We start from the raw sequence: 18477 nt of genomic DNA on the forward strand, positions 1-18477 counted from the left end.
TTACGAGTTACCCCCCTGAGCCTTGACCAGGCCGAGCTGGTCGAACGTGCCGGAAAGAAGGACGTCGAGGGCCGCCATGCCGTCGGCGGGCTCGATCGAGGCTGCGCCGGCCCTGCTCATCCGCTCCTGGTACTCCTGGGAGGCGACGATGCCGACGCTGCCCCAGTAGCCCCAGTTCATGGTCTTCACGGGGGCGGAGAGAGCGGAGCCGAGCCGGTGGGCGTAGGCGTCCTTGAAGACGGAGCCGGCCACGTAGTTGCACTGCCCGGGTGCCTTGAGGAACGAGTTCATCGAGGAGAAGAACAGGACGAAGTCCAGCGGCTCGGTCCGGAAGACCTGCACCAGCCGCACGCTGACGTCGACCTTGGCGCTGACGGCGGCGCGGAAGCGCCCCTCGTCCATCCGCTCCAGGCTCTGGTCGAGCAGGACGATCGCCGAGTGGATCACGCCGTGGATGACGGGGTGGCTCTGCTTGATGTGCTCGTAGGCGCCCTGCAGTGACTCCCGGTCGGCGGCGTCGGCCTGCACGTAGCGGGGCTCCGGGCCCAGCCGGCCCAGCCGGCCCAGCTTCTCGCGGATCGCCGCGTCCTCGGCCCGGCGGCCGATCCAGACGACCTGCGCGCCGTAGGTGCGGATCATGTGCTCGGTCCACGCCTCGCCGATGCCGCCGGCGCCGCCGATCACCACGTACGTGCCGCCCTGCCGGTACACCGGGTTACCACCCTGCGCGGTGTCCCCGGCGGTGTCCCGGTCAGTGTCCCGGGCGGTCTCCTGGATCGGGAGGAGCGCCTGCTGGTACCAGCGCCTGCGGCGGTACGCCCGGACGCTGCCGCGGTCCTCGCAGGGCAGCGCGAACAGCTCCGCGAGCGGCCAGTCGTACCCCTTGTCGAGGTCGGCCAGGCGCACGTTCCAGCCCGGGTACTCCTTGGCCACCGAGCCGAGCAGGCCGTGCAGGCCGGCGTGGGTCGGGTCGACGGTGTCGCTGCGCCGCACCGGCAGGCTCTGCTCGGTGACGACGGTCAGGTCGAGCGTGCGGCGGCCGTAACCGAGGCTCAGCAGCGCCTTCAGCGTGCGGAAGCAGGCATACAGCCCGCCCTCCTGTGCCTCGACCAGCGCGTCCTCCGTGACGGCCGGCGGGGTCTGCTGCTGGGGTGCCAGCCAGACCAGGTGGGCGACGGGGTCGCCGGCGGCGTCGAGCCGGGCGGCGATCGTCTCCACGGTGTCCGCGGGTGAGACGGCCAGGCGCTCGGCGCCCGGGTGGACGGTGCGGATCCGCTCCCAGTGCTCCTGCTCGCCGCCGACCACCAGGACGCGGCCGTCCGCGGCGGCGGGGGTCTGCGGGGCGGGCTTCGGGACGACGTCCCAGACCGGCTTCAGCAGGATGTTCGCCGCGGCCGACGGGTCGGCGGCGGGGACGGGTGCGGCCGCGGGCGCCGGGGTGGGCGCGGGCGCGGCGGGCGCCGGGGTGCCCACATCGGCGGGCACATCGCTGCCCGCGTCGGCGGGAGCCGGGGTGAACCAGTAGCTCTCGCGGGCGAAGGGGTACGTGGGCAGCGGGACCCTGCGGGGCCGCTCGTCCGCGTACAGCTGCGCCCAGTCGACGGCCGTGCCGGTCACCCAGAGCCCGGCCAGCCGCTCGCTCTCCGCCGCGGACGGCGCACCGCCCGGGGCCGCCTGGGGGACGTGCACGGCGCCCCTCCCCCGGCCCTTGGCGGCCTGACCGGTGAGGACACCGTCCGCCCGGCCCTGCGCGGAGTACCGCGTCAGCTTCTCCGCCAGCTCCCCGAGGGTGGCGGCGACCAGCGCCAGACGCCGCGTCATGGCCTCGCGGCCCACCTGGAGCGAGAACGCGAGGTCCCGCGGGTCCACCGACGGGTGCGCCCGGACGTGGTCGCCGAGTCGTGCGGCGGCGGTCCTGAGCTGCTCCTCGCTCCTCGCCGAGAGGACGAAGACGCGGGGGACGTGCGCCGGCTCCGGCGCGGCGGACCCGGCGCCCTCGTCGTACTCCTCCAGCACGAGGTGGGCGTTGGTGCCGCTGAAGCCGAAGGAGCTCACGGCCGCGCGCCGCGCGGTGCCGGCCTCCGTCTTCCAGGGCGTCAGGGCGGTGTTGACGTAGAACGGCGAGCGCTCGAAGTCGAAGTGCTCGTTGTGGCGCTCGAAGTTGAGCGTCGGCACCAGGTGCTTCTGCTGCATGCAGAGCACGGCCTTCTGGATGGAGGCGATGCCCGCGGCCGCGGAGGTGTGCCCGAGGTTGCTCTTCACCGAGCCGATCGCGCAGTAGCCGACCTTGTCGGTGTGCTCGCGGTAGACCGTGCCCAGCGCCTCCAGCTCGATGGGGTCGCCCAGCTTGGTGCCGGTGCCGTGCATCTCGACGTAGCCGATCCCGGCCGGGTCGATGCCGTGGCGCCCGTAGACGTCGCGCTCCAGCTCCATCTGGCTCATCACGCTCGGCGCGGTGATGCCGTTGGTCTTGCCGTCCTGGTTGATGCCCGAGCCGAGGATGACGCCGTGGACGTGGTCCCCGTCGCGCACCGCGTCGTCGAGCCGCTTCAGGACGAGGGCACCCACGCCCTCCCCGGGCACGAAGCCGTCGGCGCCGTTGTCGAAGGTCTTGCAGCGGCCGTCCGGCGAGAGCATCCCGGCGCCGCACATGCTGATGTACGCCTCGGGGCTCAGGTAGAGGGTGACCCCGCCGACCAGGGCCATGTCGATCTCGCCGCCCTTGAGCGCCTGGGAGGCCAGGTGGGTCGCGACGAGCGAGGAGGAGCAGGCCGTGTCCAGGGCGATGGCCGGGCCCTTGAGGTTGAGGAAGTAGGCGATCCGGCCGGCCGTGATGGCGTTGCTGTTGCTGGTGGCCGAACTGGCGTCCGCGCCCTGCTTCTGCATGAGCATGCTGTACTCGTTGCTCATGATCCCCAGGTAGACGCCGCACTTCTCACCGCTCAGCGCCCGCGGGTCGTACCCCGCGTCCTCGAAGGCGTGGTACGCCTCCTGGAGGAAGAGGCGCTGCTGCGGGTCCATCGCCTCGGCCTCGGCCGGCGGGATGTTGAAGAACAGCGGGTCGAAGACGTCGATGTCGTCGAGGTCGCCCATCGACCGGCAGTAGACCTTGCCCTTCTGGCTCGGGCGGGGGTCGTAGTACTCGTCGACGTCCCAGCGGGACTTGGGGATCTCCCGGACGCAGTCGCGCCCGTTCGCCAGGTTGTCCCAGTACTCGGCCAGGTTCTCCGAGCGGGGGTAGCGCCCGGCCATGCCGACGATCGCGATCGCGTCACCGCGGCGCGGGCCGGCGTCGCGCTCCCCGGCCCGGGCGGGGGCGGCCGCGACCGGCTGCGCGGCCGGCCGCACGGCCACCGGCGCGGGCTCGGGGGCGACGACGGGAGCGGGCTCGGGGGCGATCGCGGGAGCGGGCGCCGGCTCGGCTGCCGGCGCGAGGGCGCTCAGGACGACGGGGGCGGGCGCCACGGCGTCGACGGGCTCCGCGACGGGCGCGGCCTCGGCGTCGGTGGCGGGGGCGGCGTCGGCGGGGGCGGTCAGCCCGCGAAAGGGACGCCCCTGAGGGGCGCCTCCCTTCCCCAGCTCCCGGAGGATGCAGGCCGTCAGCTCCTGGATCGTCGGGTGGTCGTAGAGCCTGGTGGCGGGGAGGTCCAGCCCGTACTGCTTGTTGATCGCCTTGATCCACTCCACGCCGATGATGGAGTCCAGCCCGAAGTCGGTGAAGCTCCGGTCGAGGTCGAGCTCGTCCTCCGACACGTACAGGGCGGCGGCCAGGCTGCTCAGCAGGTCCGCCTGGACCTCGTCCTCCGAGAGGGCCGGCTGCGGCGCCTCCACCGTCACCGGCGCCGGAGCGGCGACCGGCTCGGCAACCGGCGCCACCGGCGCAACGGCGACCGGAGCGGCGGCCGGCAGAGCGGCCGGAGCCGCGGCCGGGGCGGGCGCCGCGGTGCGCAGCAGGTTGTGCAGGTAGGCCGCCAACTGGCGGACGGTGGGCGTGTCGTAGAGCCTGGTCGCGGCCAGGTCGAGGCCGTACTGCTTGTTGATCGCCTTGATCCACTCGACCCCGACGATGGAGTCCAGCCCGAGGTCGGTGAAGTTGGTGTCGGTGTCGACCTCCTCCTCCGCCATGTACAGGGCCTGGGCGAGGCTCACCGCCAGCTCGTCGACGAGGGTCTCCTCGTCCGGGCCGGCGTAGGCCGTGACCACCGGAGCGGGAGCCTGCGGGGCCTGGACCTGCGGGGCGGGAGCCTGCGGGGCCGGGGCCGCCACCGGGGCGGCGGCGGGGGCCGGCGGAGCGGGAGTGGACACCGGCGCGAGGGTCACCGCGGCGGCGGGACGACGCACGGGCGCCGGAGCCACCGGAGTGGCCGGCCCGCCGCCGAGCGGGGCGAGGCCGATGCCGCGCGGCTTCGCGACGGCGCGGGCGCCGCCGGACGGCACGGGCACCGTGGCGGGCCGCACCGGCGGGATCGGCTTCAGGGGGGTGGGCTCGGGCGCGGTCACCACCGCCACGGGCGCGGGTGCGGCGGCGGGCGCAGCGGCCGGAGCAGCGGCGGGCTCGGCAGCAGGCGCAGTGGCGGCGACGGCCGGAACCGCGGTGGCCGGCGCGGGCGCCTGGCCCGCCGGGGCCCAGAACCGCTTGCGTGCGAACGGGTAGGTCGGCAGCGAGACCCGGGCCGGCTGCGGGGCGGGGTAGAAGCCCCGCCAGTCCAGGCCCAGCCCGCTGACCCAGAGTTCGAGCAGCTTGCCGAACTTGCGCTTGCGCACCCACGCCTCGATGGTGTGCGCCATGTCCTCGTCCTCGGCGAGGAACGACACGGCGTCCTTCGCGCGCTTCACCCGGCCCCGGTAGACCTCGCCGACGGTGTCCTTGCCGTCCAGGTGGTCGCGCAGGCGGGCGAGCAGCTCCTCGGCGGAGCCGGCCAGGAACGCCAGCCGCTCGTCCAGGTGCTCGCGTCCGGTCTGGAGCGTGAAGGCGATCCCGGGCAGGTCGGCGTCACCGATCCGCTCCTCCTGCGCCCAGTCGAGGAGTCGCTGCGCCTGCTCGCGGAGCTGCTCCTCGGTGCGCGCGGAGAGCACGACGACGGTGGACAGCGGCTGCTGCGCCGGGTCGGTGTCCGCCGGGCGCCCGGCGGGGACGTACTCCTCGACGACGACGTGCGCGTTGGAGCCGCCCGCGCCGAAGGAGGAGATGCCGGCGATCCGCGGGTACTCGCGGGGGCCGTCGGCGGTGTCGATCACCGGCCGGTCCCAGTCCGCCAGCTCCCGCTGCACCCGGAAGGGCGTCCCCTCGAAGTCGATGTGCGGGTTGAGCACCTCGGAGTGGAGCGAGGGCGCCAGCTTGCCGTGCTGGAGCTGGAGCAGCACCTTCGTCAGCGCCGAGATGCCGGCGGCGCTCTCGGCGTGCCCGATGTTGCTCTTCACCGAGCCGATCGCGCAGAACTGCCGGTCGTCCGTGTGCCGGGAGAAGGCCTTGGTGAGGCCGGCGATCTCGATCGGGTCGCCGAGGGACGTACCGGTGCCGTGCGCCTCGATGTAGCTGACCGTGCGCGCGTCGACGCCCGCCTTGTCCAGGGCGTGCGCGATCACGCCGCTCTGGGCGTTCGGGTTCGGCACCGTGTAGCCGTTGGTCCGGCCGCCGTGGTTGACCGCGGTGGCCTTGATGACGCCGTAGATCCGGTCGCCGTCGGCGATCGCCCGGTCCAGCGGCTTCAGCAGCACCGCGCCCACGCCCTCGCCGGGCACGTAGCCGTCGCCGCCCTCGCCGAAGCTCTCGCAGCGGCCCTTGCTCGACGCGAAGCCGGTCTGGCCCAGCAGCCGGTACTTGTTCGGATGGAGCGACAGGTTGACGCCGCCGGCGACGGCGACCTCGCAGTCGCCGAGCTGGAGGCTCTGGCAGGCGAGGTGGAGCGCCGTCAGGGAGGAGGAGCACATGGTCTTGAGCGTGATGCTCGGGCCCTGCCAGTTGCAGTAGTACGAGACGCGGTTGGCGATGTTCGCCGCGTTGCCGGGGATCACCCGGCCCTCGGCCTGCGCCTGCTCGGTCGCACCGTACAGCTGGTACTCGTCGTACATCGCGCCGACGAAGACGCCGACGTTGCCCTCGACGCCGTTCGAGCGGTGCCGGTTGAGGTCCTGGCGCGTGTAGCCGGCGTCCTCCAGCGTCTCGTGGACGCACTCCAGGAACAGGCGCTCCTGCGGGTCGGTGAACTCGGCCTCGCGGGGCGACATGTTGAAGAACAGCGGGTCGAACCGGTCGACGTCGTCCAGGAACCCGCCCCACTTGCCGTAGGCGGTGCCGGGCTTGGACGGGTCCTCGACGGAGTGGGCGCGGTGGTCCCAGCGGTCCGCGGGCACCTCGGTGACGCTGTCCCGGCCCTCGGCCAGGTTGCGCCAGAACTCGCGGAGGTTGCGGGCCTGCGGGTAGCGGCCGCCGAGGCCGATGACGGCGATGTCGGCGCTGCGCGGCGCGACCGCCGCACGCGGCTCCGGCACGACGGCGGGCGCCGGGGCGGGGGCAGGCGCGGCGGCGGGCGCCTGAGCCACGGGCACGGGGGCCACGGGGGCGGGAGCCACGGGGGCGGGAGCGGCCACAGGGGCGGGGGCGGGGGCGGGGGCCGCGGGCCGCACGCCCAGCAGCTCCGCCAGCTTCTCCCGGTGCGCCTCGACCAGGTAGCCGGTGAGCTGCCTGATGTCGCGGTACTCGAAGAAGAGCGTCTTCGGCAGCCGGCCGAAGACCGCCTCCAGCTTGGCGGTCAGGCTCATCGCCATCACCGAGTCGATGCCGTACCGCTCCAGCGGGAGGTCGGCCTCGATGCGGTGCGCGGGCACCTTGAGCGCGCCCGCCAGCAGCGTGGTGACGTACCCGACGGCCCTGTCCTCCAGGCCGTCGTCCTGCCGCTCCACTGCCGCGCCGGGAATGTCGGTGCTCACTGGTCCTGTGTCCTCACCGGCCTGCTGCATCGTCAGCGCCTGCCTGATTCGGGCCACGTCGCCTGCGGCGACGAGCACTTGGTGGTGGTTCGTCTGGAGGCTGCGGGAGAGCGCCTCGATCCCGGCCGCGCGCTCCAGCAGGGAGATCCCGAAGCGGTCGCGGAGCTCGGCCTCCGTGCCCGCGTCCGGGCGCATGCCGCCGTCCGCCCAGAGCGGCCAGTCGACGGAGAGGGTGCGGCCGCGCCGCAGTCCGGCCGCGACCAGGCCCTGCCGGTACTCGGCGAAGCCGTCCATGAAGGCGTTGGCCGCCGTGTAGTCGGCCTGGCCGGCGTTGCCGGTGACGGCGGCGCCGGAGGAGAACGTGACGAAGAAGTCCAGGTCCGCGTCCTTGGTCGCCTCGTCCAGGTGCACCAGGCCGTCGACCTTCGGCGCCAGGACGGCACGGAACTCGCGGGCCGGCTTCCTCAGGATGAAGTTGTCCTCGATCACGCCGGCGCTGTGGACGACGCCGTGGAGGTGGCCGGCCGTGCGCACGATCCGGTCGACCAGGGCCGCGACGGCGTCCCGGTCGGCGACGTCGAGGCTCGCGTAGGAGACGTCGGCCCCCGACGCCCGCAGCCGTTCCACGGTCCGCCGCGTCGCGGCCGTCTCCGGGGAGCGGCCGGCGAGGACGAGCGTGGCGTCCTTCACCTGGCCGGCGATCTCCTCGGCGAAGATCAGCCCGAGGCCGCCGAGGCCGCCGGTGACCAGGTAGACGCCGCCGGCCCGCCAGGGCGCGCCGGGGCGGTCCGCCGCGGGCTCCTCGGCCCAGGCCGGCACCTCGCGCCGGCCGTCCCGGTACCGGACGGTGCTGTGAGCGGTGCCGGCCTCGTCGGTGCCCGCCGGGTTGCGGCGCTCGGCCGCGAGGAGCGCGCGCAGCGCGTCCGCTCCCGTGGCGGCGTCCACGAGGACGACCTGGCCGGTGATCCGCGGGTTCTCCAGCCGGGCCGTCCGCAGCAGCGCGCCGAGGCCGGAGAGCGCCGGCGACTCGGGCCGGTCCGCCAGCACGATCTGGACGAACACCTCGGACTGCGTGCCGTCCGTCAGCAGCGCCTTCGTCCGCTCGAACACCTGGAGCGCGTAGTCGGTGTAGCGGCCCGCGAGGTCGGCGGCCTCGGAGCCGAGCACCTCGACCTCGCAGTCGGCGTCCGGGGCGACCGCGACCGCGTCCGCGAGGACGCCTGCCTCGGCGAGGACCACGGTGCGCCGCGCGGTGTCGGCCGCCGGTGCGGGCAGCGCGCGCTCGCGCCACTGGGGGAAGGCCAGGACGGTGCCGGCCGCGTCCTCCCCGGGCAGGGTCCGGGCGGTGCCGGCCGCGGGCTCCCGGGCCGGCTCCTGGGCCGGCTCCTGGGGCATCGCCCGGACCGCGAAGCCCGTCAGGCGCACCCGGACCTCCCCCGCGTCGTCGCACAGGTCCAGGTCGAGGCGGCGGACGGCGCCGTCCTGCGGGCCGGTCCCGCTCGGGCGGATCCAGACCCAGAGGCCGGGCGTCAGCGCGCCGAACACCTCGACCCGGTCGACGGCGAAGGGCAGCAGGGTCTGCGGCGCGGTGTCCGGGCCGTCCGCCGGCATCCCCAGGCAGGCCTGGAGCGCCGCGTCGGTGAGGCCCGGGTGCAGACGGGTGGCGTCGAAGCCGGGCTGCGCGGCGGCGGGGAGCACGAGGCGCGCCAGCAGCTGGCCCTCGCCGACGAGCAGGTACTCGATGCCGCGCAGCGACGCGCCGTACTCGATCCCGGCGGCCGCGAAGGCCGCGTAGACGTCGTCGGCGTCCACCCGGCGGACGGTGCACTCCGCCCGCAGCCGCGGCAGGTCGACCGGGCCGGGTGCGGCGCCGACGGGCACGACCGTACCGGTGCTGTGCAGGACCTGCGCCGTACCCGGCCCGTCCGCGTCCTCGTCCGCGGCGAAGACCTCGAACCGGACGCCCTGCGCGTCCTCGGGGCCCTGCACGTCCTCGGTGCGCAGCGCGTCCTCGGGCCGCAGCGCGACGTGGAGGTCGCGCGGGCGGTCGCCCACCCGGAACGGGCGGGCCCAGACCACGTCGGCGAGGGCCGAGCCCGGCTGGGGCGTCCGCCCGCCGGCCGCGGCCGCGAGCGCCATCTCCAACTGGGCGACGCCGGGCAGGATCCGCTCACCGCGGACCCGGTGGTCACGGAGGAACGCCTCCTCACCGGTGAAGGTCGAGGTGTAGCGCTGCCGCCCGAACTGGGAGGTGTCGCGCTGCACCAGCGGGTGCGGCGCCGCCGCGGCGGACGGGCCGGGACCGGCCTGCGCACCCGGCTGCTCCTCGACCCAGTACCGCTCCTTCGCGAACGGGTAGGTGGGCAGCGGGATCCGGAACGGCCGGGCCGACGCGTACAGCAGCGGCCAGTCGACGGCGCAGCCGCCGGCCCAGGCCTTCGCGACGGCGGCGTGGTCCCCGGCCGCGATCCAGGAACGGACCAGCGCCTTGCGTTCCTCGTCCTCCTCGTCCCAGGTCAGCTGCTCGGGCGCCCGGCCCCGGAAGAGAGCGGTCCCGCCGCCCTGCCCCAGGTGGGTCCGCAGGCCGGCCGCGACCGCGGCGGTGGAGTCGGCCACGAAGGCCAGCCGGTGGTCCATCGCCTCCCGGCCGGCCTGGAGCGAGAAGGCCAGGTCGGTCAGGTCGAGCCGCGGCTCGTCCGCCAGGAAGGCGAGCAGGTTCTCGGCCGAGCTGTCCAGCTGCGCCTCGGTCTTGGCCGACAGGGTGACGACGACGGCCGCCGAAGCGGTCCGCACACTGCTGTCACGCATTGCGATACTCCTCCAGCACGACGTGGGCGTTCGTTCCGCTGAATCCGAACGAGCTCACGGCAGCGCGCCTCGGCGCCCGGCCGGCCTGGGGCTCCCAGGGTTCGAGGCGGGTGTTGACACGGAAAGGGGAATGGGCGAAGTCGAAGTGCTCGTTGGGAGTCTCGAAGTTCAGCGACGGCACGAGCAGACCGTGACGCATGCTCAGCAGCGCCTTGTGCACCCCGGCCACCCCGGCGGCCGCCGAGGTGTGCCCGATGTTGCTCTTCACCGAGCCGATCGCGCAGGAGTTGGCCGGCACGCCCCGCTCGCGGTAGACGGTGCCCAGCGCGTCGAGCTCGATCGGGTCGCCGAGCTTGGTTCCGGTGCCGTGCATCTCGACGTAGCCGATGGACGCCGCGTCGATGCCGTGCCGGTCGTAGACCGAACGGACCAGGTCCATCTGGCTGTTGGCGCTGGGCGCGGTGATGCCGTTGGTCTTGCCGTCCTGGTTGGTGCCCGAGGCCGCGACGACGCCGTAGACGTGGTCGTGGTCGGCCTCGGCGTCGCCCAGGCGCTTCAGCACCAGGGCGCCGACGCCCTCACCCGGCACGAACCCGTCCGCGCCGTTGTCGAAGGACCGGCACTGCCCGTGCGGCGAGAGCATGCCCGCCTCGGACATCCCGACGTAGGTGTCCGGGAGCAGGTAGAGCGAGACGCCGCCGACCAGCGCGATGTCGATCTCGTGGCTCGCCAGCGCCTGCTGGGCGAGGTGCAGCGCCACCAGCGAGGACGAGCACGCGGTGTCGATCGCGATCGCCGGGCCCTTGAGGTTGAGGAAGTAGGCGATGCGCGAGGCGGCGATGGCGTTGCTGCTGCTGGTCGCCGCGTTGGTCTCCGCGCCGTTGCGGAACACCAGGAAGCTGTACTCGTTGCCGCTGATCCCCAGGAAGACGCCGCACTTCTTGCGGCTCAGGGACTGCGGGTCGTACCCCGCGTCCTCGAACGCCCGGTAGGCCTCCTGGAGGAAGATGCGCTGCTGCGGGTCGAGCCCTTCCGCCTCCAGCGGCGAGATGTTGAAGAACAGCGGGTCGAAGCAGTCCGCGTCCTCCAGGTAGCCCAGCCACTTGCAGTTCGTCTTGCCCTTCTGGCCGGGGCGCGGGTCGTAGTACCGCGCCACGTCCCAGCGGGACGGGGGCACCTCGCGCACGGAGTTGCGGCCGTTGCTGAGGTTGTCCCAGTACTGGCGGAGGTTCTCCGAGCCCGGGTAGCGGCCGGACATGCCGATGACGGCGGCCCGGTCACCGGTCCGGACGGCGGACGGCGCGGCCTCCCGCGCGACGGGGGCCGGGGCGGGCGTCGTGGTGGCGGGCACCGGGGCAACGGGGGCCGGGGCGGCGGAGGCCGGGGCCGGCTCGACGGGGGCGGCGGGCGCGGGAACGGGGGCCGGAGCCGGGGACGGCGTGACCGGGGCCACCGGGGCGGCAACCGGGGCGACCGGCTGCGCGGCGGCGACCGGCTCGGCCTCGGCCGGCATCTGCGTCTCCAGGTACCCGGCCAGCTCGCGCAGCGTCGCGTAGTCGTACAGCCGCGTCGCCGTCAGCGACGTGCCGTACAGCCGGTTGATCGTCTTCACCCACTCGACGCCGATGATGGAGTCCATGCCGAGCTCCACGAAGTTGCGGCCGGCGTCGACCTCCCCCGGTTCCAGGAACAGGGCCTCGGCCAGGCTGCTCCGCAGCTCGTCGATGAGGACGGACCTCGGTCGGACCGGCCGGGCCGCGACGGGCGCGGGCGCCGGCACGGAGGGGACGGCGGGCACGGGCTCCGGCGTCGGCACGGGATCCGGCGTCACCACGGACTGCACGGCCGGCGCGGGTGCGGCGGCCGGCGCGGGCGCGGGCGCGGCGGCCGCCATCTCACTCCGGAGGAACTCCGCGAACTCCCGCACCGTCGGGTAGTCGTAGAGCCGGGCGGCCGTCAGCGCGGTGCCGTACTTCTTGTTGAGGGTCTTGATCCACTCCACCCCGACGATGGAGTCCAGGCCCAGCTCGATGAAGTTGCGGCCGAGGTCGATGTCGCTCTCCGGCAGGTACAGCGCCTCCGCGAGACCGGCTCGCAGCTCCTGCCGCAGCACGCTCGTGGACCGCACCGGCGCGACCGGGGCCTGCGGCACGGGCGCCGGGCCGGCGACGGCGGCGTCGGGGGCGGCCAGGGGCCGTGCGCCGGGCACCGGGGTCACGACCGGCGCGGGCCGCCCGGACGGAGCACCCAGCTCGCCCAGCCGGACGTTGCGCGGCTTGCCGGCCAGCGAGACCGGTGCGGCGGGCGCCGCACCCGGGCTCCGCAGCACGATCTTCGCCCGTCCGGCTGCGGTCCCGCCCGTCGCGGGGGCGGCCACGACCACCGGAGCAGCGGCCGGGGCCGGGGCCGCAGCCACAGCCACCGCGGCCGGAGTCGGGGCCGCCGCGGTCGGAGCCGGGGCGGGCGCGGCCACCGGGGCCGCCGCGGGCCGCTGCTGCGTGGCCCAGTACCGCTTGCGCGAGAACGGGTAGCCGGGCAGCGCGGTCAGGTGCGGCTGCTCGCCCGCGAAGAGCTTCTGCCAGTCCGGCGTCGCGCCCTGGCAGTAGAGCGCGGCCAGGGCCGAGAGCACGTCCCGGTACTTGGCCGCCGGGGTGCCGGGCACCGCCAACTCGGCGAGCAGCGCCTGCGCCTGGATGTCGAGCAGCGAGCGGTCCTTGCGGTCCCGCGGCACCTCGCCGCGGCGGACCGTCGGCGAGTCCTCACCGCGCGCCGCGGCGTCCAGTGCGGCAAGGGCGTCGGCGGCGTCGCCGACGACGAGCGCGCAGCGGTGGGCGAAGTGCTGCCTGCCCTCCAGCAGGGTGTACGCGGCGTCGCCGAGGCGGGCGGCGTCGAAGTCCCCGGCCCGCAGGGCCTCCCGCAGCTCCCGGACCCGCTCGTCCAGCGCCTCGGGGGTCTTCGCGGAGAGCACCAGCAGCCGGGCCGGTGCCTCGCCGGACGGCGCCGTGCGCTCGGGCGCGCGGTGACTCTCCACGACCATGTGGACGTTGGTCCCGCTCATGCCGAACGAGCTGACCGCACCGAGGCGCGTGCCCTGCGCGTCGGCCGGCCACGCCTTGGCCGCCTTGTTGACGTAGAAGGGGCTGTCCTTCCACGCGATGTAGTCGCTGTCCTGCTCGCAGTGGAGGCTGGCGGGGATGACGCCGTGCCGCAGCGACTGGACGAGGGCGATCAGGCTGACCACGCCGGAGGCGGCCAGCGTGTGGCCGACGTTGGTCTTGGTCGAGGTCAGCGCGCAGTGACCGGCCCGGCCGGTGCGCTCCTTGAAGACCTCGTTGAGCGCGTTGACCTCCACGGGGTCGCCGAGCCTGGTGCCGGTGCCGTGGGCGACGATGTGCTCGATGCGCCCGGCGTCGATCCCGAAGCGCCGGTGGACGCTGCGGTGGAGGTTCGCCTGGGCCGCGCCGTTCGGGGCGGTGATGCCGTTGGTCCGGCCGTCGTAGTTCATGCCGCTGCCGCGGATGACGGCGAGGACGGTGTCACCGTCGGCCTCCGCCTGCGACAGGCGCTTCAGGACGACGACCGCGACGGCCTCGCCGAGCACCATGCCGTCCGCCCGCGAGTCGAACGCGTGGCAGACGCCGCTCTCGGAGAGCATGCCGGCCTTACTCGTCTCGGCGAACACCTTGGAGGTGGTCGCCAGGTTGACCCCGGCCACCACCGCGGCGTCGCACTCGCCGCTGCGCAGGCTCGCGCACGCCTGGTGGGCGGCGGCCAGACCGGAGGAGCAGGCGGTGTTGATGGCGAGCACGGGACCGGAGAAGTCGAGCAGGTAGGCCAGGCGCGAGGCCATGATCGCCTCGTGCTGCGCCGTGATGCTGCCCTCGCCCTGGGTCAGGTGCAGGTAGTCGCCCTGTTCCGCACCGACGAACATGCCGATCTGCTCGTCCCGGAGCCGACGCTCGCCGTAGCCGGCGTCCTCCAGCGCGTGCCAGGCCTCCTGGAGCAGCAGCCGCTGGCGCGGGTCCATGCTCTGCGCCTCGCGCGGCGAGATCTCGAAGAATGCGGGGTCGAACTCGGCGATGCCGGGGACGAATCCGCACCGGGTGCGCTCCGGGTCCTGTGCCTCCGGGTCGCTCCAGTCGGCGCGGCGGTCCTCGGGCACGGGCGAGAGGACGTCCCGGCCCTGCTCCAGGATCTTCCAGAACTCGTCGACCGACCGGGCGGCGGGGAAGCGGCCGCTCATGCCGATGACGGCGATCGCCTCGGGTGCGCCGTCCGCGCTCCTCCCCCGGACCGGCCCGGCGGCCTCGGCGACCTCGGCGGCCGTGGCGGTCGTGGCGGGCTCGGGGACGGCGGTAGCCTCCGGGGCCTCGGCGGCCGGGCGCCCGGCCTGCTTCGTGTAGCGCTCGCGCAGGGCGTCCTGCTGCTCCGCCACCAGGTGCGCCACCAGCCGCTGCGGGGTGGGGTGCGAGAAGAAGACCGAGGGCAGCACCTCGAAGCCGAAGTGCCGGCTCATGGCCCCGGCGAGCTTCGCCAGGTTGACGGAGTCGAATCCGAGGTGCGAGAGGTTCTCGTCGGCGTGGATCTGCTCACGGGGCACCCTGAGCGTCTCACCGATCATCGTTTCCAGTTCCGAAAGAACCAGGGTGTCGAGGTCCACGTGCTCCGTTCCCGGGACGAGCGCGCTGTGCGCAGCGTTGTTGACGGCAGGTGCGGCAGGTGCGGCAGGTGTTTCTGGTACGGCAGGTGCGGTCGGTGCGGGGGGCGTCCGGTCCACGCCGAGCAGGCGCCGGACGCGGTCCGGCTCCCCGGCCAGGACGAGCTGCTGGGTCCGGCCCTGCCCCAGGAGCCGTTCGAAGAGCGCGATGCCCTCCTCCCGGTCGAGCAGCCGCAGCCCGCTGGAGGCGAGGTACAGCTCGGCGCCCTGCGCGTCGTCGAACCCCATGCCGCCCTCGCGCCACAGGGGCCAGTTGACGGCGACGGTCGCCCCGGAGAGCGAACCCTGCCGCACCCGCTCCTCGCGGTGCCGGGCGTAGGCGGTCTGGAAGCGGTTGCCGACGGCGTAGTCGCAGCTGCCGAAGTCCCCGAGGACGGCCGAGGTGGACGAGAAGTAGCAGGCGAAGCCGAGGGGTTCACCGGCGAGGACCTCGTCCAGGACGAGGGTGCCGGCCACCTTGGAGGAGAGCCGGTCCTCGAACGCCGGGGCGTCGGTGGTGAGGACGCTGCCCTGCCCGGCGACGCCGGCGGCGTGGATGACGCCGTCGATCGCCCCGAAGCGCTCGTGCGCCGCGCTCACGACCGCCCGCATGGCCTCCCGGTCGGCGGCGTCGGCCCGCCCGTACAGGACCTCGCCGCCGAGCGCCTCGATCCCGGCGATCAGCTGCTCCCGGCCTGCGTCGAGGGGCGAGCGGCCGGTCAGCACCAGGCGCGCGGAGCGGGTCCGGGCGAGGTGCTCGGCGAAGAGCAGGCCCAGGCCGCCGAGACCGCCGGTGATCAGGTAGGTGCCGCGCTGCCTGAGCAGGTCCGTACCGGCGCCGGGCGTGCTCGGCCGGACCCTGCCGACGTGGCGGGACCCGCCGCGGTAGAGCACGCTCGCCGGCTCGGCGGCGGCCAGCTCGTCCCGCAGGCGCGCGAACCAGGCCGCGGGTGCCATCCGGCCCCCGGCGTCCCGGTCCTGGACGGGCCGGCCCTCGGCGTCCCGGGCGTCCTCCAGCACGGCGGTGAACGCCACCCCCGGGAGCACCCGGCCGAGCGAACGCTCGAAGCCGAGCCACGACTCCAGGTACGCCTGCTCCACGCCGTCGCGGAACTCCCCGGCCTGGACGATCCGCCGGACCGTCAGCTTCGCCGCCGCGACCGCCTGGAGGAGGTGGAGGGTGGTGCGGTAGGAGGCCGGGCCGGCGCCGTCCTCCAGCGTCCACAGGTTGAGCAGGCCGTCGACCGGGCCGTACTGCGCCCGGATCTCCTCGAAGGCGCGGACCCAGTCGCCGGGCTCCCGGGCGTCGACCTGGTAGGAGTGCTCCGAGGTCTTCCGGTAGCCCTCGCCGCGGGTCAGGAGGACCAGCGTGGTCGCGGGGTCGAGGGCGCGCGCGGCGCGGGTGAGCTCGTCCGGGCCGGCGGGGTCGGTGCCGAGGCAGACCAGGATCCGCGCCGCGCCGGACGGCGCGGCGGGCAGCGCCTCGGGCTCCCAGTCCTCCGTGAAGACCAGCGCCTCGTGGGCCGGGCCGGCCGCAGCGGTTCCGACCGCGGCGGCGACGGCCGGGGTGGTGCCGGCGACGGCCGGGGCGGTACCGGCGAAGGTGCCTGCCAGGGCCGCGGCCGTGCGCGTGGTGTCGATCCAGTAGCGGTCCCGGCCGAAGGGGTAGGCGGGCAGCGCGATGCGCGCCGGCGCCACGCCGTCGTACAGCCCGGCCCAGTCGACGGTGACGCCCTTGACCCAGAGCTCCAGCAGCCTCGCGAGGTCCCGGCCGGCGAGCGCGTCGTCCGGCCGCTCCTCGGCGGCGAGCCGCGCGAGGGCCTCGGTGTCGCCGCTCGCCCGCCCGCGGACCAGGCCGTCGGCCTCCTCGCCGGCCGCGAAGCCCTTCAGCCGTGCGACCAGCTCCGGCATGGTCTCCACCACGAGGCCGAACCGCTCCCGCATGGCCTCGCGCCCCACCTGGAGCGTCCGGGCGACCGAGGGCAGGTCGGCGTCGGCGAGGCCCTTCGCCTCGATCCAGTCGGCGAGTTGGCGTGCCTTCTCGGTCAGGCGGTCGGCGCTGCGGGCGGAGAGCACGACGAGGACGGGCGCCCCGGGCGCGACCGCGGGCGCGGGCTCCGCCCGGTACTCCTCGACGACCAGGTGGGCGTTGGACCCACCGGCCCCGAAGGAGGAGATGCCCGCGATCCGGGGCAGTTCCCGCTCGGCCCCGTCGACCGTCACCACGGGCCGCCGCCAGTCCGCCAGGGTCTGCTGGACGGTGAAGGGCGTGCGGTCGAAGTCGATGTACGGGTTGAGCTCCGCGGAGTGCAGCGACGGGGCGAGCTTGCCGTGCCGCAGTTGCAGCAGGACCTTGGTCAGGCCGGACATGCCGGCGGCGCTCTCGCAGTGCCCGATGTTGCTCTTGACCGAGCCGATCGCGCAGAACCGCTCGTCCTGGGTGTGCCGGCGGAACGCCTTGGTGAGCCCGGAGATCTCGATCGGGTCCCCGAGCGCCGTGCCGGTGCCGTGCGCCTCGATGTAGCTGACGGCCCGGGGGTCCACCCCGGCCTGCCGCCACGCGTCGGTGACCGAGCGGGCCTGCGCGAGCGGGCTGGGGACGGCGTACCCGTTGGTCCGCCCGCCGTGGTTGACGGCGATGCCCCGGATGACGCCGTGTATTCGGTCGCCGTCCGCCACGGCCCTGGCCAGCGGCTTCAGCAGGACGGCGCCCACGCCCTCGCCCGGCACGTAGCCGTCGCCGCCCTTGCCGAAGCTCTCGCACCGGCCCTTGCCGGAGACGAACTTGCCCTGACCGAGCATCAGGTACTTGTTGGGGTGCACCGAGAGGTTGACGCCGCCGGCCAGCGCCACGTCGCAGACGCCCGCGCCGATGCTCTGGCAGGCGAGCTGGATGGCGCTGAGCGAGGAGGAGCACATCGTGTCGACGCTCATGCTCGGGCCGCGGAAGTCGAAGTAGTAGGAGACCCGGTTGGCGACGGCCGAGGGGTTCCCGGAGAGCGCCACCGGGCGCCCGAGGACCTGCTCCTGGGCCCCGTAGAGCTGGTACTCCTCGTACATGACGCCGACGTAGACGCCGATGCTGGGCGGCGTGCCGTCGGCCGAGGGCGCGTTCAGGCCCGCCGGGGTGTACCCGGCGTCCTCGACGGTCTCGTAGGCGCACTGCAGGAAGAGGCGCTCCTGAGGGTCCATCAACTCGGCCTCGGAGGGCGAGATGTGGAAGAACAGCGGGTCGAACTCGGCGACGCCGTCGACGAATCCGCCCCACTTGCTGTAGGTCTTCCCCGGCGCGTCCTTGTCGGGGTCGAAGTACACGCCGTGGTTCCAGCGGTCGGCCGGGATCTCGGTGACGCTGTCGCGGCCGGCGGCCAGGTTGGCCCAGAACTCGTCCAGCGTGCGGGCCTGCGGGTAGCGCCCGGACAGGCCGATGATCGCGATGTCGAGCCCCCGCGTCCCCTCCGCCGCCCCCTCCCGCGTCTCCGACCGCTCGGGCTGCACCGACCGCACGGGCTGCACGGGCTCGGGCGGCCGGGCCGGCCCGGCCGCGCCCACGGGCTGCGGCGCGTCCAACCGCGTGCCCCACCGGCTCGACGCCAGGGGCTTGCGCGGCACCGCCTTGCGCGGCACGGGCCTGCGCGGCCGGTCGGCCCCGCGCGGCGTCGGCGCCGGCGCGGGCGCCCGGCCGGCCGGGGCCTCCTCCTCACCGGCGGTGCCGAGGTGGCGCAGCAGCGCCGGGCGGTGGTCGGCGATGAGGTGCTGCGCCAGCCCGTGGAGGTCGCGGAACTCGAAGAAGAGGGTCTTCGGCAGCGACCCGAGGACGGTTTCGAGCTCGGCCGTCATGGTCATCGCCATGACCGAGTCGATGCCGAAGCTCTCGAACGCCCGGTGGGCGTCGACCCGGCCGACCGGCACCTTGGTGGCCTGGGAGAGCAGGCCCTTGAGGTAGGCGGTCGCCTTCGCTGCGAGCTCGTCGCTGTCGTGGTGTGTCACGGGGTTGTGCGTCACGGATTCGTCCCGACGGCAGAGGTGACAGGGGAGGTCTG

Annotated in this window: 3 protein-coding genes (1 of these 3 running past the window's edge); all 3 read right to left on the minus strand. The window is 74.5% G+C overall.

The genetic code is table 11. From position 1 onward, the window contains the following. Tightly spaced (each overlapping or abutting the next), the 3 genes in view from C2142_RS41430 to C2142_RS05095 form a layout consistent with a single transcriptional unit that may run on beyond the window. Positions 1-9738 carry an SDR family NAD(P)-dependent oxidoreductase gene (locus tag C2142_RS41430; protein ID WP_148641273.1) on the minus strand — a complete coding sequence of 3246 codons (9738 nt, stop codon included), beginning with the start codon at positions 9736-9738 and terminating at the stop codon, positions 1-3. Continuing rightward, on the minus strand, positions 9731-18439 hold the full coding sequence (locus C2142_RS05090; RefSeq protein WP_148641274.1) for an SDR family NAD(P)-dependent oxidoreductase: 8709 nt from the start codon (positions 18437-18439) through the stop codon (positions 9731-9733). Before C2142_RS05090 ends, C2142_RS41430 begins: the two co-directional genes overlap by 8 nt. Beyond that, positions 18436-18477: the 3' portion of an SDR family NAD(P)-dependent oxidoreductase gene (locus C2142_RS05095; protein ID WP_148641275.1), read on the minus strand. 13986 nt of this gene lie beyond the right edge of the window; the window shows 42 of its 14028 coding nt (coding positions 13987-14028); its start codon lies beyond the right edge, outside the window; it ends in the stop codon at positions 18436-18438. The genes C2142_RS05090 and C2142_RS05095 overlap by 4 nt, the downstream gene beginning before the upstream one ends.

Source organism: Streptomyces sp. CB01881 (assembly GCF_002953255.1).
In the GTDB taxonomy this organism is placed as follows: Bacteria; Actinomycetota; Actinomycetes; order Streptomycetales; family Streptomycetaceae; genus Kitasatospora.

Coding starts and splice junctions, on each gene's coding strand:
- C2142_RS41430 (WP_148641273.1), bottom strand. CDS start 9,738: ATGCGTGACAGCAGTGTGCGGACCGCTTCGGCGGCCGTCGTCGTCACC.